Origin of the sequence: Pseudonocardia sp. (genome assembly GCF_025465255.1) — a bacterium.
In the GTDB taxonomy this organism is placed as follows: domain Bacteria; phylum Actinomycetota; class Actinomycetes; order Mycobacteriales; family Pseudonocardiaceae; genus Pseudonocardia.
In genome coordinates, this window is record NZ_JAODNI010000185.1 from 11850 (window position 1) to 30562 (window position 18713).

20 protein-coding genes are annotated in these 18713 nt (G+C 75.7%); 4 read left to right on the forward strand and 16 right to left on the reverse strand.

Annotated features, from left to right (window positions below):
• From tsaD to JWP64_RS22515, 9 genes are all read right to left on the reverse strand, one after another.
• Positions 1-1053 carry a tRNA (adenosine(37)-N6)-threonylcarbamoyltransferase complex transferase subunit TsaD gene (tsaD, locus tag JWP64_RS22475; RefSeq protein WP_297500442.1) on the reverse strand — a complete coding sequence of 351 codons (1053 nt, stop codon included), beginning with the start codon at positions 1051-1053 and terminating at the stop codon, positions 1-3.
• A complete protein-coding gene (rimI, locus tag JWP64_RS22480; protein ID WP_297500446.1) occupies positions 1050-1514 on the reverse strand; it encodes a ribosomal protein S18-alanine N-acetyltransferase in 465 nt (154 codons plus the stop codon). The genes tsaD and rimI overlap by 4 nt, the downstream gene beginning before the upstream one ends.
• Positions 1511-2185 (reverse strand): tRNA (adenosine(37)-N6)-threonylcarbamoyltransferase complex dimerization subunit type 1 TsaB, encoded by a 675-nt coding sequence (gene tsaB / locus JWP64_RS22485; protein WP_297500450.1) that lies wholly within the window; start codon positions 2183-2185, stop codon positions 1511-1513. The genes rimI and tsaB overlap by 4 nt, the downstream gene beginning before the upstream one ends.
• Before the next feature lie 35 nt (positions 2186-2220).
• Entirely contained in the window at positions 2221-2931 is a 711-nt protein-coding gene (locus tag JWP64_RS22490) for an HAD family hydrolase (RefSeq protein WP_297500453.1), read from the reverse strand.
• The gene (gene tsaE, locus JWP64_RS22495; protein ID WP_297500456.1) at positions 2928-3395 is read right to left on the reverse strand and encodes a tRNA (adenosine(37)-N6)-threonylcarbamoyltransferase complex ATPase subunit type 1 TsaE; all 468 of its coding nucleotides are present in this window, start codon (positions 3393-3395) and stop codon (positions 2928-2930) included. The genes JWP64_RS22490 and tsaE overlap by 4 nt, the downstream gene beginning before the upstream one ends.
• Positions 3392-4510 carry an alpha/beta hydrolase gene (locus tag JWP64_RS22500; protein ID WP_297500459.1) on the reverse strand — a complete coding sequence of 373 codons (1119 nt, stop codon included), beginning with the start codon at positions 4508-4510 and terminating at the stop codon, positions 3392-3394. The genes tsaE and JWP64_RS22500 overlap by 4 nt, the downstream gene beginning before the upstream one ends.
• Entirely contained in the window at positions 4510-5700 is a 1191-nt protein-coding gene (alr, locus tag JWP64_RS22505; RefSeq protein WP_297500462.1) for an alanine racemase, read from the reverse strand. Before alr ends, JWP64_RS22500 begins: the two co-directional genes overlap by 1 nt.
• Before the next feature lie 294 nt (positions 5701-5994).
• Positions 5995-7467 (reverse strand): NAD(P)H-hydrate epimerase, encoded by a 1473-nt coding sequence (locus JWP64_RS22510; protein ID WP_297500466.1) that lies wholly within the window; start codon positions 7465-7467, stop codon positions 5995-5997.
• A gap of 30 nt (positions 7468-7497) precedes the next feature.
• A complete protein-coding gene (locus tag JWP64_RS22515) occupies positions 7498-7797 on the reverse strand; it encodes a DUF4333 domain-containing protein (protein ID WP_297500469.1) in 300 nt (99 codons plus the stop codon).
• 202 nt (positions 7798-7999) lie between these two features.
• Between JWP64_RS22515 and JWP64_RS22520 the strand changes: the two genes are divergently transcribed.
• The 3 genes from JWP64_RS22520 to JWP64_RS22530 all read left to right on the forward strand — a co-directional run bounded on the left by JWP64_RS22520 (position 8000) and on the right by JWP64_RS22530 (position 9598).
• Positions 8000-8836, forward strand: coding sequence for an alpha/beta hydrolase (locus JWP64_RS22520; RefSeq protein ID WP_297500472.1), 837 nt, complete (start codon positions 8000-8002; stop codon positions 8834-8836).
• Between the two features lie 97 nt (positions 8837-8933).
• Positions 8934-9227 carry a hypothetical protein gene (locus JWP64_RS22525; protein WP_297500475.1) on the forward strand — a complete coding sequence of 98 codons (294 nt, stop codon included), beginning with the start codon at positions 8934-8936 and terminating at the stop codon, positions 9225-9227.
• Positions 9224-9598, forward strand: coding sequence for a hypothetical protein (locus tag JWP64_RS22530; protein ID WP_297500478.1), 375 nt, complete (start codon positions 9224-9226; stop codon positions 9596-9598). Before JWP64_RS22525 ends, JWP64_RS22530 begins: the two co-directional genes overlap by 4 nt.
• 126 nt (positions 9599-9724) lie before the next feature.
• On the opposite strand, the gene glmM is transcribed toward JWP64_RS22530, so the two are convergent.
• The 7 genes from glmM to eccCa all read right to left on the reverse strand — a co-directional run bounded on the left by glmM (position 9725) and on the right by eccCa (position 18259).
• Positions 9725-11068 carry a phosphoglucosamine mutase gene (gene glmM, locus JWP64_RS22535; RefSeq protein ID WP_297500481.1) on the reverse strand — a complete coding sequence of 448 codons (1344 nt, stop codon included), beginning with the start codon at positions 11066-11068 and terminating at the stop codon, positions 9725-9727.
• Between the two features lie 10 nt (positions 11069-11078).
• On the reverse strand, positions 11079-11645 hold the full coding sequence (gene rpsI, locus JWP64_RS22540; RefSeq protein WP_297500484.1) for a 30S ribosomal protein S9: 567 nt from the start codon (positions 11643-11645) through the stop codon (positions 11079-11081).
• Positions 11646-11674: 29 nt separating this feature from the next.
• Positions 11675-12118, reverse strand: a complete 444-nt coding sequence (gene rplM / locus JWP64_RS22545; protein WP_297500487.1) for a 50S ribosomal protein L13 — start codon at positions 12116-12118, stop codon at positions 11675-11677.
• A gap of 252 nt (positions 12119-12370) precedes the next feature.
• A complete protein-coding gene (locus tag JWP64_RS22550; protein ID WP_297500490.1) occupies positions 12371-12658 on the reverse strand; it encodes a WXG100 family type VII secretion target in 288 nt (95 codons plus the stop codon).
• Positions 12659-12663: 5 nt separating this feature from the next.
• On the reverse strand, positions 12664-12975 hold the full coding sequence (locus tag JWP64_RS22555) for a WXG100 family type VII secretion target (protein WP_297500493.1): 312 nt from the start codon (positions 12973-12975) through the stop codon (positions 12664-12666).
• Between the two features lie 164 nt (positions 12976-13139).
• Positions 13140-14414, reverse strand: a complete 1275-nt coding sequence (locus JWP64_RS22560) for a type VII secretion-associated protein (protein ID WP_297500497.1) — start codon at positions 14412-14414, stop codon at positions 13140-13142.
• Positions 14414-18259, reverse strand: a complete 3846-nt coding sequence (gene eccCa / locus JWP64_RS22565; RefSeq protein ID WP_366890412.1) for a type VII secretion protein EccCa — start codon at positions 18257-18259, stop codon at positions 14414-14416. Before eccCa ends, JWP64_RS22560 begins: the two co-directional genes overlap by 1 nt.
• 105 nt (positions 18260-18364) lie before the next feature.
• Here eccCa and JWP64_RS22570 point away from each other — a divergent pair.
• On the forward strand, positions 18365-18713 hold a 349-nt coding region (locus JWP64_RS22570), incomplete at its 3' end, for an EsaB/YukD family protein (RefSeq protein ID WP_297500499.1).

Genomic DNA, 18713 nt, shown 5'->3' on the forward strand with positions numbered 1-18713 from the left:
TCAGCCGACCAGCACCTCGGTGACGGGCAGGCTCGAGTCCGCGGGCAGGTCCAGGGGGGACGGGGTCGCACCGGCCCGGAGCAGGTGCGCGCCCAGGGCCGCCACCATCGCGCCGTTGTCCGTGCACAGGACCGGCCGCGGGACCCGCAGGGTCAGGCCGGCGGCGTCGCAGCGCTCCTGCGCCAGGACCCGCAGCCGCGAGTTCGCCGCCACCCCGCCGCCGAGCAGCACCGTCTCCATCCCGTGCTCCCGCGCCGCGCGGACGGTCTTGGCCGTCAGCACGTCGACGACCGCCTCCTGGAACGACGCCGCGACGTCCGCGACCGGCACCGGCGTCCCCGCCCGCTGCAACGCCTCGACGTGCCGCGCCACCGCGGTCTTCAGCCCCGAGAACGAGAAGTCGAACGGCGCGTCCCGGGGGCCGGTGAGGCCGCGCGGGAACCGGACCGCCGCCGGGTCGCCCTCCTTCGCCGCCCGGTCGACGTGCGGGCCGCCGGGGAACGGCAGGCCGAGGAGCCGCGCGACCTTGTCGAAGGCCTCGCCCGCGGCGTCGTCGATCGTGGCGCCGAGCGGCGTGACCGGGCCGGCGAGGTCCGGGACGGCGAGCAGGCTGGAGTGCCCACCGGAGACGAGCAGCGCGAGCGCGGGCGGCAGCGGCCCGTGCTGCACGGTGTCGACGGCGACGTGCGCGGCCAGGTGGTTCACCCCGTAGAGCGGGACGCCCCACGCCGCGGCGTAGGCCTTGGCGGCCGCGACCCCGACGAGCAGCGCGCCGGCGAGCCCCGGACCTGCGGTGACGGCGACCGCGTCGACGTCCCGGCCGGTGATCCCGGCGGTCGCGAGGGCCCGCTGCACCGCCGGGACCATCGCCTGCAGGTGCGCGCGAGATGCGACCTCGGGGACGACGCCGCCGAAGCGCGCGTGCTCCTCGACGCTGGACGCGATCTCGTTCGCGAGCAGCTCCGGGACCCCGTCGGCGGAGATCCGCACGATGCCGACGCCCGTCTCGTCGCAGGAGGTCTCGATGCCGAGCACGATGCCGGCGCTGTTCATCGTGGCTCCCTCTTCATCGTGAACGCGTCCGCCATGCTCGGCCGGTAGTACCGCTTCCGGAGCCCGACCACGGTGAAACCGGTCGCGGCGTAGAGCGCCTGCGCGGGCTCGTTGTCCGTCCTGACCTCGAGGAACACCGTCGCGTGCGCCTGGTCCGCGATCCGCAGCAGCTCGTCGAGCAGCCGGCGGCCGATGCCGCGGCCCTGGTGCGCGGGATCGACGCCGATGGTGTGCACCTCGGCCTCGGCCTGGGGCGGGCCCGCGACGAACCCCAGGCCCGCATAGCCGACGAGCTCGTCGCCCACCCGCGCCGCGAAGTACGGCAGGCCGTTCGTCAGCTCCTCCCGGAAGGCCCGGGCCCGCCAGGGATCGTCGCCGGGGAAGAGGATCCGCTCCAGCTCGGCGCAGCGCTCCGCGTCCGCGCGGTACAGCGGCCCGATCCGGACCGTCTCGATCGTCACGCGGTCACCGGCTTCCGCTCCCCGGGCGGCACGGCGTCCGGCCGGCGCAGGTACAGCGGTTCGAGGGGGCCCGGCTCCGCTCCGGAGCCGAGCAGGTCCGCGGCCGCGGCGACGAGCCCGCGCGGGGTCGGCGCCTCGGGCCCACGGACGGGCAGCCCGAACTGCTCGACGAGCGACCCCGCGGCGGCCGCCAGGCCGAGGCCGGGGATCCGCTCGGCCAGCGCGTCCGGCCGCTCCACCGTCGGCCCGGTGAGCCGGCGGGCCTCGGCGTCATAGGCGGCCCAGTAGACCTCGCGGCGCCGCGCATCGGTCGCGACCAGCAGGTTCCCGTCGATCCCGTCGCCGACGGCGTCGGCTGCGATCGCGTCGAGGGAACACACGCCGTGCACCGGGATCCCGAGGGCGTCCCCGAGCGAGGCGGCGGTGACCATCCCGACGCGCAGCCCGGTGAAGGGCCCCGGCCCGGCGCCGACGACGACCGCCTCGATCTCCCGCAGCGTCACGTCCGCGTCGCCGCAGGCGCCCAGCACACCGGGCATGAGCAGCTCGCCGTGCTTGCGGCCGTCGTGGACGACCCGGGCGGCGAGTTCGGCGACGGCGCCGTCGGGGTCGAGGCGGACGACGCCCGCCGTGACCGCGGGCGTCGCGGTGTCCAGAGCCAGCACGAGCACGCCCCCGAGCCTACGAGCGCTCGCGCAGCGCGCGGCTACCAGGTGCGGATCAGCTCCGGAAGCTCCGCGAGGCGCTGCACCACGCCGTCCGGTTCGATGTCCACCGGCACCTGCTGCTCGACCGGGATGTCGCTGTGCGGGACCAGCACGGCCTTCATCCCGACACCCTTCGCACCGCTGATGTCGTCGTACGGCCGGTCCCCCACGTAGACGCAGCGGGCGGGATCATCGACGCCGACCGCCTTCATCGCCGCGAGGAACGCCTCGGGGTGCGGCTTGGTCCAAGGCAGGTCGCTGCTCCAGGTGACGGCGTCGAAGTAGTGCAGCACGCCGTCCCGCCGGAGCCACTCCTCGTGCCACTCGCCGGGCCAGGCGGTCGAGGACAGCACCCCCAGCTTGAGCCCGCGCCGCTTGAGCGCCCGCAGCATCGGCCCGACCTCCGGATCCGTGTGCGTGGCCTGCACCCAGAACTCCCGGTAGGCCTCCAGCGCGTCCCCGTGCAGCTCCGAGGAGTCGTCCAGCCCGGCGTCGGCCAGGACGTGCGCGAGCGTGAACGCCGTGCTGCTGTCCTTCACGGCGGCCCAGCGGCCGGTGTCCGCCTCCGCGAGCGCGGCGGCCGCCGCGGCGGCGCGTTCGGCGTCGTCGCCGTGCAGCACGTCCGCGTACGTCCGCCAGCCGGCGTGGAAGTCCATCGTCTTCCAGGGCGTGAGTGTGCCGCCCCAGTCGAAGATCACCGCGTCGATCATGTGCTCACCCTCTCGGCGCGGGCCACGCGCACGTCGTCCGCGCGCCGGTCGAGGCGCACGAGCACGTGCCGGTCCGCCAGCCGCTCCGCGACGCCCTCGCCCCACTCGACGGCGACGACCGCGGCGGTCAGGTCCGTGTCCAGGTCCAGGTCGTCCAGCTCGTCCGCGATGCTGCCACCGCCCGTGCCGAGCCGGTAGGCGTCGACGTGCACCAGCGGGACCCCGCGCGCGCCCGCCTTGTGTTCGCGCGCGATCACGAAGGTGGGCGAGGTGACCGCACCGCGCACGCCGAGGCCGCGGCCCAGGCCCCGGACCAGCGCGGTCTTGCCCGCGCCCAGCGGCCCGGAGAGCACCACCAGATCGCCGGGGCCCAGCTCGGCGGCGAGCGCCTCGCCGAACGCCTCGGTGTCCTCGACGCCCGGGAGCTCGACCTCCGCCCCCCAGAGCACCTGGCCGACGCTCACGCCCGCCTCCGCGGCTTCCGCAGGCCCTTCGGGCACGCGCGCTTCGCCGCCCGCTGGATCAGCCCCGTCAGCGCCTCGTCGATCACCTCGTGCTCCTCCAGCATCGGCAGGTGTCCGACGCCGGGCAGGGTGACCAGCGTGGCCGTCGGGAGCTCGGCGGCGATCCGCTCGCTGTGCGAGTACGGGATGACCTGGTCCGCGGTGCCCGCGGCGACCAGCACCTCGGCCGAGGCCAGCCCGGGTAGCGCGGCGATCCGGTCGTGCGTGCCGAGGGTGTCCACGAAGTCCGTGAGCGCGTCCACGGCGTTGGCGCTGATCATCGTGTCCACCAGGTCCACGAGCGCCGGGTCGACGGACTGGTTCCCGTAGGCGTAGCGCCGGGTGATGCCCCAGATGAGATTGCTCGCGACCTTGCGCACGCCCTCGACCAGCGACGGCTGCACCCGCGCCAGCAGCCCGACCCCGCGGGTCAGCGGGTTGTGCCGGGACAGCAGCGTGCCGGGCAGGCCCGCGCTGCCCATCTCGCCCGCGGACGTCGAGATCAGCCCGACGCCGGCGACGCGCTCCCGGAACAGCTCCGGCTGCTGCTCGGCCAGCGCCATCAGTGTCATGCCGCCCATCGAGTGGCCGACGAGCACGAGCGGACCGGCGGGCGCCAGGGTGCGGAGGACCGAGTCCAGGTCCTTGCCCAGCTGCTCGAGCGTGCAGCTCTCCTGCGCGGCCCGCTCGGAGCGGCCGTGGCTGCGCTGGTCGTACAGGACGACCCGGACGGCCGGTTCGCCCAGCTCGGGGAGGCTGCGCCGCTGGAACTGCCAGGTGCGCCGGTCCAAGGCGAAGCCATGCACGAGGACGACCGTGAGCGTCGGCGTCCGCCCCCCCGACGGTTCGATCTCCTCCGCGGCGAGGCGCACCCCGTCGTCCGCGGTGACCGAGCACTCCCGGCCCGAGGGCAGGGAGTCGGGGATCCCGTGGGACATCTCGGACGCGAGGCGACGCCGGTCCGTGGCGATCTGCGAACGCTTGCGCGCGGCGACCCCCACCCCGACGGCCGCGCCCGCGGCACCGGCGACTCCTCCGGCGACGCCGAGGGTTTGCCAGAGCCTGCGGTTCGCCATCACCGGCCCCCGTCCTCGTTCACGAGGGTGCGCGTGACCCGGGCGCCGTGCACGCCGGTGGCGATCTCGTAGTGGATGGTGCCGAGCTCGGTGGCCCACTCCTGGGCGGTGGGGCCGTCGTGGTCACCCGCGCCGAACAGGACGGCGGGCTCGCCCTCGCGCACGACGTCGTCCCCGCAGTCGACGACGACCTGGTCCATGCACACCCGGCCCACCACCGGCCGGGACCGGCCCGCGAGCCACACCCGCATCCGACCGTTCGCGTTCAGCCGCCGCGGCACGCCGTCCGCATAGCCGACGGGCACCACCGCGAGGGTGGTCTCCCGCGGCGTCGTCCACTCGTGGCCGTAGGAGACCCCCTCCCCGGCCGGTACCCGTTTGACCAGGGCGACCCGAGCCCGGAAGGTCATCGCCGGGCGCAGCGGGGACTCGGCGGCGGGCCGGTCGAGCGGGTCCAGCCCGTAGACGGCGATGCCCGGGCGCACCAGGTCCAGGTGCAGGTCCGGGCGGGTCATCGTGGCCGCCGAGTTCGCGAGGTGGCGGATCGGGGTGAACCCGTGCGCCCGCGCCTCCTCCCAGGCGGCGGTGAGCCGGTCGAGCTGCCGGTCGACGACCGGATGGCGCGGCTGGTCCGCGAAGGCCAGGTGCGACCAGACCGCCACGACCTCGGCGCGGCCGTCCGCCACCGCCTTCGCGACGTCGTCCAGCAGCTCGGGCCACTCGGCGGGGGTGACACCGCTGCGGCTCAGGCCGGTGTCCGCCTTGAGGTGCAGCCGCGCGGGGAGACGGGCGCGCCGGGCGCCGTCGAGCACCCCGGCGAGATGACGCACCGACGACACGGACAGGTCGACGCCCGCGGCGACGGCGGGCGCGAAGTCCTCGTCCGGGAGGTGCAGCCACGACAGCACCGGCGCGGCGATCCCGCCCGCGCGCAGCTCCAGCGCCTCCTCCAAGGTGCAGACGCCCAGCCAGGACGCCCCCGCCTCGAGGGCCGCGCGGGCCACCGGGACGGCGCCGTGGCCGTACCCGCCGGCCTTGACCACCGCCATCATCCCGGCGCCGGATTCGGCCGCGGCGCCGGAGAGCAGGCGCACGTTGTGCCGGATCGCGTCGAGATCGACGACCGCCTCCGCGCGCGGCTGCGCGGGGGACGTGGGGCGGACAGGGCCATGGCCGGGGAGCTCGGGCACGTCCGCATCATCGCATCCGTGCCCGACAAGTTCCGGATCGATCGGTCGCACCCGCGGCCTCCGGGTCGGTGCGCAGGCCTCTGCTCTGCGCACACCGACGCGCCGTTGCTCTGCACACACCCACGCACCGGCCCGCCCCGACGCGAGCCGGGTGACGCCGCGCACGCCGTCGACCGCGTGCGTCGCACCGATCCGCGTGCGTCGATGCGCCGGGGTGCGCAGAGCGGCGCGGCGGGGTGCGCGTCGATGCGCCGGGGTGCGCACGGCGGCGCGGCGGGGTGCGGAGGGCAGAGCTCACGCGGCGAGCGCCGCCTGCCGGACGAGCCGGATCGCCTCCGGGATCATCAGCTGCAGGTACGACGCGGGCGCGGGCACCCCGGGGACGCCCGGAGCGCCCCCGTGCGCCGCGAGCGAGGCCGCCTTCGCGTGCACGTGCGCCGCGCACCCTGCCGCCCACAGCGGTTCGATACCGGCGGCGAGCAGCGCGCCCAGGATCCCGGACAGCACGTCGCCGGAGCCCGCCGTGGCGGCCCAGGCGTCGGTCGAGGGGTGGACGAGCGTGCGGCCGTCCGGGTCGGCGATGACCGTCGCGTTGCCCTTGAGCAGCACCGTCACCCCGAGCGCGGCCGCGGCCCAGCGGGCCGAGCCGATCCGGTCCGTGCCGACGCCCCCGGCGATCCGGGCGAACTCACCGGCGTGCGGGGTGATCACGATCGGCTTCCCGGCGACGCGTTCGCGCAGGTCCTCGTGGTGGGCGAGCAGGGTGATGGCGTCCGCGTCCGCACAGACCGGGACGTCCCGGTCGAGCACCGTGGCGAGGACCTCCCGGCCCTCGTCGTCCGTACCGATGCCGGGCCCGACCGTCCACGCCTGGGTCCGGCCGGCGTCGTCGACGGCGTCCGTGGCGACGATCTCGGGCCAGCGCCCGCGCACCCAGTCGGCCGCGGATCCGGCGAACCGGACCATGCCGCTGGTGGCGAGGGCCGCGGCGCCCGCGCTGAGCACGGCCGCGCCCGGATAGGTCGACGAGCCGGCTGCGATCCCCACGACGCCCTGGGTGTACTTGTCGTCCGTCGGCCCGGGGATCGGCCAGCGCACGCCGGCGTCGACGTCGTCGAGGACCTCGGCGTGCGGCTCGGGGAGCAGCGGGCCGAGGCCGATGTCCACCAGCTCGACGTGTCCGCAGCGCGGGGCCGCGAGCACGTGGACGGGCTTGAGGCCGCCGAACGTGACGGTCAGCGCGGCGCGGACCGCCGGCCCGTCGACGGCTCCGGTGTCCGCGTCCGCCCCACTGGGGAGGTCGACGGCGACGGTCGGCACCCCCGCCGCGTCCGCCGCCGCGACGAGCGTCGCCGCGGGCTCCCGCAGCGCGCCCTTCCCGGAGATCCCCACGATCCCGTCGACGACGACGTGGGCGCCGGTCACGGCCGCGCGGGCCTTCTCCAGGTCGTCGCCGGTCAGGATCCGGGCGCGGGACCGGCGCAGGGCCGCGAGCCCGCTCGGGTGCGCCCGGTCCGGCACGAGCAGGACCGCGGTGACGCGCGCCCCCCGGCGCGCGAGGTCCGCCCCGGCCCACAACGCGTCGCCCCCGTTGTTGCCCGCTCCCACCAGCAACGTCACGCGCCGACCGGCCGTCGATCCGAGGAACCGGCGCACGTGGAGGGCGAGCCCGCTCGCCGCCCGTCGCATCAGGGCGTCGTCCGGGGTGCGCTCGAGCAGTACCGCTTCGGTCTCGCGGATCTGCTCCGCCGTCCAGACGCCTCGCATCCCGCAGACGCTAGCGGCGGATCAGGAGGCTCACACCTGGTTGATGTCGAACTTGACGTTGCGGCCCTCGACCGACGTCACCTCGGCGACGACGTCGAAGGTGCGGTCCGGCATGACGACGTTGCGCTGCACCGACGCGCCGACCTCCGCCTCGAGGTCGTCCGGGCAGTCGACGGAGTTCGCGGACGTCCCCAGCTGCTCCTGCACCGTGCTCGTGATCTGCGCCTTGCCGTCGTCGCCGGTGACGACCGAGCTGCAGGCGCTCAGGCCCAGGAGCAGCCCTCCGGCCGCGGCCGGCGTGCCGATGGTACGTCCGATCCTGGCGTTCATGATCTTCCCTTTCGTCCCGACCCCGGTTGCCGGAACGCTTTCCGGCCTGGTCGGAACGTTGTTGAGGGAAGGGATCGGGGTCGGGAGCGTTACCACCACATCCGCTGTGCGGATCCGCGCACCCGCACCGGGCGGCGGCTCGACGTCCCGTGCCGCGGGCGGGGTGGGCGCACCGCGGGCGGCGACGGTAGCGTTCGCGGTTGTGAGCCGGACCAGCACGTTCACCCGTCCGCCCGCGCTGCGCAACGCCAAGGACGCGCTCGAGCAGCTGTCCCGGCCCGGGCCCAATCCGGTCCTGCGCGGCGACCTGGGTCTCGTCGGGCTGCCCGGCGTCGTCTACGCGCCGCAGGAGGGCCTCGGCCTGCCCGCCGTCGCGTTCGGGCACGACTGGCTGCAGCCGCCGTCGCGCTACGCCGAACTGCTGCGTCACCTGGCGTCCTGGGGAATCGTCGCGGCCGCGCCGGCCAGCCAGCGGGGGCCGCTGCCCAGCGCCGCCCGGTTCTCCGCGGACCTGCGCACGACGCTCGACGTGTGCGCCGGCGTCCGGCTGGGCGACGGCCGGATCAGCGTGGACTCGCGTCGTACCGCCCTGGCCGGCCACGGCACCGGGGCCGGCGCGGCGCTGCTCGCGGCCGCCGCACACCCGAAGGTCGCCGCGGTCGTGACGCTCGCCCCTGCCGAGGTCCGCCCGTCCGCCATCGACGCGGCCCGGCGGATCACCGTCCCCACGCTGCACATCGCGGGCGGCAAGGACACGGTCGCGCCGATCGCCGGGCACGCGGAGCCGATCGCGCAGGCCGCGGGCGGGCCCGTCTGGCTGCGGACGATCGGGAAGGCCAGCCACACGGAGTTCATGACGGGCCCGCACTGGACGGACCTCCTGCTCTCCGGGAGCCCGAACGGCAAGACCCGCCGGATCACCCGCGCGCTGATGACCGCCTTCCTGCTCAAGCACCTCTGCGACGAGGACCGGGTGGACGACCTGGTGGACGGCAAGGTCCCGAGCACCACGCTGGTGCACCTCACCCCCACGCCGTAACCGAGCGGGCCTGCGGTCGGGGCCTCGGCGTGCACGATCGTGAACGGTTTCGCCGTTGCGCCACGCGCCGGGGGAAGGGCGCGCGATGCTCGTCGGCGTGCGTGCCGACCTGCATCACGACCCCGACGGGCTCGACGCCGCCGCCGCGCTGGCCGCCGCGCTGGCGGCCGATCTCGACGGGCTCCCGGCGCTGGATCCCGAGGGGCTGCTGCCGCGCGAGATCGCGGACGAGCACGAGGAGCTCCGGTTCACCGTCGGGCGGGCGGCGCAGGAGATCGCCGGGCTCGCGGACGAACTGTGGCGGGCGGCGCGGCGCAGCCGCGCCGCGGAGCGTGCTGCGGTGACCGGGCTCGACGACGCCGTCGTCCTCGATCCGGGCGGGCGGGGGTGAACGCGGACCACCCGGCGGACCGGCTTTCGCTGCTCGCGGAGCGGCTGCAGAACGCCGTCGCCGACGCGGCCCGGCTCAGCCGGACGATCGACGAGGCCAGCCCGGACGGGCGCGGACGGACGTGGGTGGAGCGGACGGACCTGGTCGGGCGGGAGCTGGGCCGGCAGGCCGACCTGGCCGCGGAGCTCGCCCGCGTCGTCCGCCGGATCGCGATGCCCGAGAGCGACGACGACGGCCCTGCGTTGCTGCATGGTCTGACCGGCCCGGCCCGCGGCGGCTCCGCCCGGTTACCGGGGACCGAGGGCCGTCACACGCAGGATTCGCGCGGGGTCGTGCTGCCGTTGTTGCCGGACGGGGACGAGCCGACCTGACGACCGGGACTCACCTCGAGGCTGCAGCCCAGGAGCTCGGCTGCCATCTCGCGCGACGGTGGACCGCGACTCGCGCGGCCCCGGACCGCGACTCGCGGGACTCCCCCGCGAGTCGCCGCGCCTGGGTCAGGCGGAGGCGACGATCTCGGCGAGGTGGGTGGCGGTGCGCTGGGCGACCTCGGCCGTGGGGGCCTCGACCATCACCCGGACCAGCTGTTCGGTGCCCGACGGGCGCAGCAGGACGCGACCGGTGTCCCCGAGCTCCGCCTCGGCCTCGGCGACCGCCGACGCCACCGCGGGCGACGCGGCGACGGTGGCCTTGTCCCCCACGGACACGTTGATCAGAACCTGCGGCAGCGTCGTGACGACCCCTGCCAACTCGGCGAGCGACGAGCCGGTCTCGGCCATCCGGGCCATCAGCCGCAGGGCGGTGAGCAGGCCGTCGCCGGTGGTGGCGTGGTCCGGGAGCACGACGTGCCCGGACTGCTCGCCGCCGAGGCTGAACCCGCCCGCGCGCAGCTCCTCCAGCACGTACCGGTCCCCGACGCCCGTGACCCGCAGCCCGACGCCCGCCTCGCGCATCGCGATGTGCAGGCCGAGGTTGCTCATGACCGTGGTGACCAGGACGTCGTCGACGAGCGTGCCGGCGTCCTTCATTCCGAGCGCGAGCACCGCCATGATCTTGTCCCCGTCGACGACGCGACCCGCCGCGTCGACGGCGAGGCAGCGGTCCGCGTCCCCGTCGTGCGCGATGCCCAGGTCCGCGCCGTGGGCGACCACGGCCTCCTGCAACGGACCGAGATGGGTCGATCCGACGCCGTCGTTGATGTTCAGCCCGTCCGGGGAGGCGTGGATCGCCACGACCTCCGCGCCGGCCTTCGCGTAGGCCGCCGGAGCGGCTTCGGCGGCGGCACCGTGCGCACAGTCCACGACGACCCGGACGCCCTCCAGCGACCGCGGGGTGCTCGTGAGGAGGTGGGCGACGTAGCGGTCCACGGCGTCCGTCTGGTCCCGGACGCGGCCGATGCCGGTACCGGTCGGCCGGTGCCGGGGAGGCCCGGCGTCGATCGCCTGCTCGATCTCCAGCTCGATCGTGTCCGGCAGCTTGTGGCCGCCCGCGGCGAAGATCTTGATGCCGTTGTCCGGCATGGCGTTGTGCGACGCCGAGATCATGACGCCCAGGTCGGCGCCCAGCTCCGCGACCAGGTGCGCGACGCCGGGGGTCGGGATCACTCCGACGCGCACGGCGTCCGCACCGGCCGAGGTGAGGCCCGCCAGAACGGCGGCCTCGAGCATCTCACCGCTGGCCCGGGTATCGCGGCCCACGACGGCGACAGGTCGGCCCGCGGCCCCACGATGGGCGGCGAGCACACGGGCGGCCGAGGCGGAAACGGCAACGGCGAGCTCCGGTGTGAGGAGCTCGCCGTTGGCCAGGCCTCGGACGCCGTCGGTTCCGAAGAGTCGACGCATCCGGGTGAGATCAGCGCTTGGAGTACTGGGGCGCCTTGCGGGCCTTCTTGAGGCCGTACTTCTTGCGCTCGACGGCACGCGGGTCACGGGTGAGGAAGCCGGCCTTCTTCAGCGCCGGGCGGTCCTCGAGGTCGACCTCGATGAGCGCGCGGGCGATGGCCAGGCGCAGCGCGCCGGCCTGGCCCGACGTCCCGCCACCGTGGAGGTTGGCGAAGATGTCGAAGCGCTCGGTCTTCTCGACCGTGACGAGGGGCTCCCGGATCAGCTGCTGGTGCAGCTTGTTGGGGAAGTAGACCTCGAGCGGCTTGCCGTTGAGCTGGAACTTGCCGGTGCCGGGCATGAGGCGCACCCGGACGATGGCCTCCTTGCGGCGGCCGACCGTCTGCACGGGGTGGTCCGAGACGACGGGCGCGTCGACGGCGAAGTCCTCGCCGGACTCGATGTCCGTGTCGACGGCTTCGGTGTCGGTGGCCGCGTCGGCGTCGTAGCCGGCCGCGTCACCGATCGTGTAGTCGTTCTCGGCGTTGTCCGAGTCGGAGGTGTAGACCTCCTGGTCGGGGGCCTCGGGGGTGGTCACGGGCTGTCCCTCTTCGTTGCTGGGCGTGGTCACTGGGCGACCTGGGTGATCTCGAACGGCTGCGGCTGCTGCGCGGCGTGCGGGTGCGACGGACCCGCGTAGACCTTCAGCTTCTTGGCCATCGCGCGGCCGAGACGGTTCTTCGGGAGCATCCCGGTGATGGCCTTCTCGACCAGCCGGTCCGGGTGCTTCTCGATCATCTCGCCGACCGAGCGCTTCCGGAGGCCGCCCGGGTAACCGGAGTGCCGGTACACGAACTTGTCCGTGAGCTTGTTGCCCGAGACCGCGATCTTCTCCGCGTTGATGATCACCACGAAGTCACCGGTGTCCATGTGCGGGGCGTAGGTCGGCTTGTGCTTGCCCCGCAGCAGGGTCGCGGCGTGGGTGGCCAGGCGGCCGAGCACGATGTCGGACGCATCGATCACGTGCCAGGCATGGGTGATGTCGCCGGGCTTCGGGCTGTACGTGGGCACGGATCTACCTCGTCGTTCTCGGGCTCGGATGCCTCGAAGGGTCGTCTCTCGTCATCGTGCGGCGCTGTGGACGCCGGCCGCGCGGAGGTCGAAACCTTCGCACCAGCTGACGATCACCCGGAGGTGATCGCGGGTCTCCACCCGCCGCAACACGAAACATCAGGGTACCCGCCACGTGGAAGGGAGTGCAAAACGCCCCCTCTCCGCGGCGGAACCCCAGGTCAGCGGCCCACAACGGCACCGGTGGCCATGTTACGTCCAGCGCCCCGCGTTGGCCCGCTCGACCTGCTGGTAACCGTCGTTCGCGGCGCCGAGCGCGACCCCGATCCGGGCGAGGACGGCGCCCAGGTCCGCCGCCGCGCTGTCCCACTGCCGCTGTTTCGCGGCGTAGTCCACGGCGGCCTGGCCCTCCCACGTGGCGGCCAGCGGCCCGAGCCGGCGCTTGAGGTCCTCGAGCTGGGCCGCGATCCGCCGGGCGGTGCCCGCGACGGAGGTCTGGGCGGCGGCGAGCTCGCCGAACGTCACCTTGATCTCGGACACGGCGATCAGCCCAGCGTCCGGCGGATCGCGGACAGGGCGGACGACTGGGCGTCCTCCTGCTGCTGGTACGTCCGGCCCGAGCCCTGGATGGACTCGCCGATCCCGCGCAGCGCCTCGCTCAACGAACGGGCGTCCGCATCCCAGCGGGCCATCAGCCCGGCGAACGCGGTGGCCGCCTCGCCCCGCCACGCGCCCGCGAGCGGCTCGAGCTGCGTGCGCAGCGCCGTCAGCTCAGACCGCACGCTCTGGTCCACGGACAGGACCTGCCGGCCCGCCCGCTGCATCTCCTCGACGCTCGTCCCGAATCCACCGGCCATCGCGCATCACCCCTGGGTTTCGTTCGTCCGGCCACCGGTGTGGCCTTCTGCGGTGACGATCGCAGGACGATCGCGGCGCCCGTGGCCGTTCGGGACCACGCTTCACGATCGGGAACGCTCTCGGGGTGGAAGCGGGCCGAGCAGGGCCGGGAGGGCTCAGCGGGTCATACGCCGCGGACCCCCGACACCACCTCCGCACAGGCGTCCGCCGGGTCCGGGCCCGCGTACCGGCACCCGACGCTGAGCTGGTCCGTCCCGTCGAGGACGACGTACCAGTCGACGTGCACGGCTCCGCCGGACAGGAGCTGGCGGAACCGCACCACCGCGCGTCCGGCGAAGCGGGCATTCGGGTCGAGGTCCTCGAGGGCCTCGCCGGCCGCGAGCCCGTCGGAGTAGGCGGCGCGCAGCTCCGCGTGCGCGCGCTCCGGTTCGCGGGTGGCGTCGTAGCCGAGAGCGGTGCGTTCGACGGAGATCAGCTCGGCACCGTCCGGGGCGTCCCGCGGGGTGAGCAGGACGCGCCGTCGTTCCGGCTCACCACCGGTGTGCTCCCACCCCTCGGGCAACGGGACGGAGTAGCCGTACTGGACCACGAGCTCCGACGGCGACGCGGTGACCTCCGGCGCCGGGAGCAGCTTCCCGACCCCCAGCAGCCCCGCCGCGACGACGACCGCAGCGGCCGCGAGCGCGAGCCGCCGCGGCGTGAGCCGGCGCCCGTCCGGGACCGGTGGCAGCCGCACGTGATCGTCCGGCTCCTCGGCGAGGTCGGGCACGGGCCGTGGCACGTCGAGCGCACCCCGCACCGCCGCCGTCTCGGGCCGGTCCGCGACGACCACCGACGCGGGACCCGCGCGGTCGAACAGCTCGGCGAGCAGCGGTGTGCGCGCCAGACCACCGACCAGCAGCACCTCCGCCGCCGCACCCCGCGCGTGGCACACCAGCTCGCCGAGCGGCCCCACCAGCGTCTCCCGCACCGTGTCCGCCCCGATCCGCACGCGGGTGTCCCCGGCCCGCAGCCGGATCTCGGGGCGCAGCGAGAGCGCCTCCCGGACGGCGCGGGCGCTCCCCGGCCGCGCAGGTCCGGCGCCGAGCCTCGCGCCGAGGACCGCGCCCACCGCGTCGTCCAGCGTCGCGCCGCCGATCGGGACGCGCCGCTCGCGGAGCACCCGCAGGCCGTTCACCAGGGACAACGTCGTGCCGGAGGCACCCGCGTCGACCACCAGCCGGACCCCGGGGCGGCCCGCGGTCGCCGCGACGGCCCGCGGGATCGACGTGCCGAGCACCAGGACGTCCCGCGGCGTCCCGGCGACGAGCAGCGCGACCGCCGCGGGCACGGACGTCCCGGCGGGCAGCACGCCAAGCAGCCGCGGCTCCTCACCCGGCCCGGCCGCCGCGACCCGGGTCCCGGTGCTCCCCACGTCCACGGCGACGCGCACGGACATCAGCCCTCCTCCGGCGCCAGCCAGCCGAGCTGCACGCGGCGGGCCCCCTTGCGGTCCACCAGAGTGGCGCGGCCCGGCGGCATCGGCGCCGGCTTCGTGGAGCCGACCAGCGAGCCCTCGTCCGGGCTGCCGTTCATCACCAGCCCCGGCGAGCCGAGCTCGCGCAGGCGGCCGAGCACGGGATCGAACAGGGCGCGGCCCGCGCCGCCGCTGCGCCGGGCGACGACGACGTGCAGGCCCACGTCCTTGGCCTGCGGCAGGAATTCCAGCAGCGGCAGCAGCGGGTGCGGCCCGGCCGCACCGGACGGCGCGACGAGGTCGTAGTCGTCGACCAGCAGCCAGACGTCCGGGCCGGTCCACCAGCTGCGTTCCCGCAGCACGCGGGGGGTCGTGTCCGGTCCGGGGAGCCGCCGGCGCAGGGACTCGGCGAGGTCCAGGGCCGCGGCGGCGGTGGCGTCCGCCGTCCCGCAGAACGTGAGCAGGTGGGAGTCCGGGAGGGCGCCGAGGAGCCCGCGCCGGTGGTCGACGACCACGAGCCGGGCCTGCTTCGGGGTGCAGGTCGCGGCGACGGCGTGCCCGAGCAGCCGCAGCAGCGACGTCTTGCCGCTCTCCGCGTCCGCGAAGCACAGCAGGTGCGGCTCCCCGGCCGGATCGAGCTCGACGAGCCCGAGCCGTTCCTCGTCGACCCCGATCCGCAGGCCCGTGCCCCCGGGCAGCGCCGCGAGCTCGGCGACGGGGATGCGTTCGGGCAGCAGCCTGACCGGCGGGAACACCGCGCCGGGGTGCGCCGCGACGATCCGGGCGATCAGCGCGGACTCCCCGTCCGGGGCGTCCGCCCGCGGGGCGGCGAGGAGCATCGGGGCGCCGTCCCGGGCGAGCCCGTGCCCCGGCCGGCGCGGCACGTCGGCGGCCTTGCGCCGGTCCACCTCGGAGTCCGACGGCTCGCCCAGGCGGAGCTCGATCCGGCTGCCCAGCAGGTCCTTCAGCGCGGGCCGGATCTCGCTCCAGCGGCCCGCCGAGAGCGCGAGGTGCAGCCCGAACGCCAGGCCGCGGGTGGCCAGCGGGAGCAGCCGCGCCTCGACGGCCTCGAAGTCCGCCCGGAAGGACGCGTAGCCGTCGATCACGAGCAGGACGTCCGTCGCGGGCTCGTCCGGGAACGCCCCGGCCGCCCGGCGGGCACGGAACTCGTCGATCGACGTCAGGCCGGCGGTCCGGAACAGCTCCTCGCGCCGCTCCAGCAGGCCGGCGACCTCGGCGACGGCCCGCCGCAGCAGATCCGGTTCCTGCCGTCCGGCGACCGTCCCGACGTGCGGCAGCGCGGCCGTCGCGGCGAGTCCGCCGCCCCCCATGTCGATCACGTGGACCCCCAACTCGGACGGGGTGTGGGTCGCGGCGAGCGCGGTGACGAGCGTCCGCAGGGCCGTCGACTTCCCCGACCGCGGCCCGCCCGCGACGGCGACGTGCCCGGCCGCCCCGGCGAGGTCGACGACGAGCGGGTCCCGGCGCTGCAGGTAAGGCCGGTCGACGACACCGACGGGCACCCGCAGCCGCCCGCCGGTGCTCAGGGTGAGGACCGGGTCCAACGGCGGCGGGACGTCCAGGGGCGGCAGCCAGACCCGGTGCGCCCGCGGGCCGCGATCCGCGAGCGCGGCGACCGCCTCGTCGAGCACTGACCGGGCGCTCGCGGCGGGCGGCAGCGCCGCGGGCTCGTCGGTGACCGGCACAATCCCGAACAGGCGGGCGCGGCGCACGCCGGCGACGGGCGCCGCCGGGCCGGAGACCGGGCCGGACACGTACGCCGCGCGGAAGCGCACCAGCTCGTCCGTCCCGGTCGTGAGGAAGGCGGACCCCGGCGCGGGCGGCAGCCGGTGCGCGTCCGGCACGCCGAGCACCGCCCGGGACTCCGACGCGGAGAAGGTGCGCAGCGCGATCCGGTAGGAGAGGTGGGACTCGAGCCCGCGCAACCGGCCCTCGTCGAGGCGCTGGGAGGCGAGCAGCAGGTGCAGGCCCAGCGAGCGGCCGAGCCGGCCGATCTGCACGAGCAGGTCCACCATCTCCGGGTGCCGGGCGAGCAGCTCGGAGAACTCGTCGACCACGATGAGCAGCACCGGGAGCGGCGCGAGCGAGGCACCGCCGGCCCGCGCCTCGGTGTACTCGACGATCCCGGAGAGGTTGCCCGCCGCCCGCAGCAGCTCCTGCCGTCGGGTGATCTCCCCGGCCAGGGCGTCCGCCATCCGGTCCACCAACGCCAGCTCGTCCGCCAGGTTGGTGATCACGGCCGAGACGTGCGGGAGCCCGCCGAGGTCGAGGAACGTGGCGCCGCCCTTGAAGTCCACGAGCACCAGGTTCAGGTCCTCCGGGGAGTGCGTCGCGACGAGCCCGAGGACCAGGGTGCGCAGCAGCTCGCTCTTCCCGGATCCGGTGGCGCCCACGCAGAGCCCGTGCGGGCCGCTGCCGCCCTGCGCGGACTCCTTGAGGTCCAGCAGGACCGGACGGCCCACGGAGTCCAGGCCGAGCGGGACGCGCAGCCGGTCCGCGGGCGTGCCGCGCCAGCGCCGGCGGAGCGGGTCGACGGTCTCCGGGCCGATCCCCGCGGGCACCCCGAGCAGCTCGGGCAGGCCCGCGGGGGTGTCCGGCCCGTGCTCCTCGGGGCCGTCGCTCCAGTCCGAGTCCGCCGGCCGGTAGCGGGCGAGCCGGCGGGCGAACGCGAGCGCCTCGGCGGCGGTGACCGCGTCGGGGACCCCGTAACCGGGCTCCCCTCCCGGGCCGGCCAGTGACGACGGCCCGACGAGCAGTCGCACCACCGACGGCGCCGCCCGGCGTCCCGGCGGGGCCCCGATGCGCAGCACGGTCACCCCGGGCGAGCTCGCCCACGCGCCCGGCGACGCGGCGCCGTCGACGATCAGGAGCAGGTTCCCGGAGTGGCCGGCGCCCTCGTCGAGCCACCACCGCCGGACGTCGTCGCCGTCGTCGGTGATCATCCGAATCGGACCGACCGCATCCTGACGGCGGGGATGGGCGTTGTGCGGCAACCACTTCACCCACTCCCATCGCGGGACGAGGGGCGCCGGGGCGAGGACGGCGAGCAGCGCGTCGGCCGGGCTGTGCCAGAGCGCGTACTGCACGACGAGAGCCCGCGCGAGCGCCCGCGCGGGGTCCAGGTCCGCGGGGTCCTCTCCCTCCAGCCAGAGCGCCGTGCCGGTGGGCCCGGCGGCGAGGTCCACGGCGACCGGCAGCTCGGGGACGACCGTGTGCCGCACCAGGAACCGCCGCAGCGCGAGCGCCGTGACCGGCTCCAGGCCGTCGACCGGACCGGTCCGCGGCGGGCTCAGCCGGGTCGCGAGCCGCTGCGCCCCCAGGCCGACGCGGAGCCGGCAGAAGTCCTCGTCCGAGGCGCGGCGCTCCCACAGCCTCCCGGCCGCGAGCACCGCCGGCCACGCCGACGGAGGCGGGTGCGCGGACTCCAGCGCCGCCCGCTGCGCCTCGGCGACCGTACGGACCCGGCCGCGCAGCAGCCCGAGGTAGCGCAGGTAGTCCCGGCGATCCTCGTCGAGCGTCGCCGTCCGGTCCCCGCGGCCGCCCGCCCCGGAGACGAGCATGCCGATCGACGACAGCGCGAACATCCCGCCGAACAGCCAGGACGTCGGGTTGTCGACGCCCATCACCGCGACGAACCCGATCGAGCCGAGCATCGTGGCGGCCGGGATCAGCCGGTTCAGGATCCCGCCGGGGACGATCCGCTCCGGCTCCGGCGGCGGCTCGACGGGGAGCTCGCCGGTGGGCATCGGCGGGACCTCGCGGCGGGCCCGGCGGACCGCGATCGTGCTCGGCACAGCTTCCCCCACGACTTCTCCCGTTCGCCCACGGGACGGCCCCGGGCCCGTTGATACTCGCAGGGCCCCGGCCACCCGCGGGGCCGTTTCGCAGAAGTCACCAGCTCCGGAGGACGCATGACGACCGGTACCGCGTTCTGCCGGATCACGCTCGTCGCGCCGCAGGGCCGGGTGGACGTCGCCCTGCCCGCGGACGTCCCGGTCGCCGAGCTCGTCCCGATGGTGCTGGAGCTGATCGGTGAGCCCCGGGGCGCCCCACCGCTGCTGCCCTGGCAGCTCGCCGGGGCCGCCGGCGGTGTGCTCCCACCGGCGGCCACGCTCGAGGGCCTCGGAGTGCTCGACGGCGAACTGCTGCGGATCGGCCCGGCCCGGCCGGCACCCCCGCCCCCGGTGTTCGACGACCCGGTGGACGCCGTCGCCGCGGCCGTCGCCGAGGGAGCGGGCACCGCGGCGTCCGGGCGCTGGG

Coding starts and splice junctions, on each gene's coding strand:
- JWP64_RS22500 (WP_297500459.1), bottom strand. CDS start 4,510: ATGGCGAACCGCAGGCTCTGGCAAACCCTCGGCGTCGCCGGAGGAGTC.
- JWP64_RS22490 (WP_297500453.1), bottom strand. CDS start 2,931: ATGATCGACGCGGTGATCTTCGACTGGGGCGGCACACTCACGCCCTGG.
- glmM (WP_297500481.1), bottom strand. CDS start 11,068: ATGCGTCGACTCTTCGGAACCGACGGCGTCCGAGGCCTGGCCAACGGC.
- JWP64_RS22555 (WP_297500493.1), bottom strand. CDS start 12,975: ATGGCCGGTGGATTCGGGACGAGCGTCGAGGAGATGCAGCGGGCGGGC.
- tsaD (WP_297500442.1), bottom strand. CDS start 1,053: ATGAACAGCGCCGGCATCGTGCTCGGCATCGAGACCTCCTGCGACGAG.
- JWP64_RS22560 (WP_297500497.1), bottom strand. CDS start 14,414: ATGTCCGTGCGCGTCGCCGTGGACGTGGGGAGCACCGGGACCCGGGTC.
- JWP64_RS22515 (WP_297500469.1), bottom strand. CDS start 7,797: ATGAACGCCAGGATCGGACGTACCATCGGCACGCCGGCCGCGGCCGGA.
- JWP64_RS22510 (WP_297500466.1), bottom strand. CDS start 7,467: ATGCGAGGCGTCTGGACGGCGGAGCAGATCCGCGAGACCGAAGCGGTA.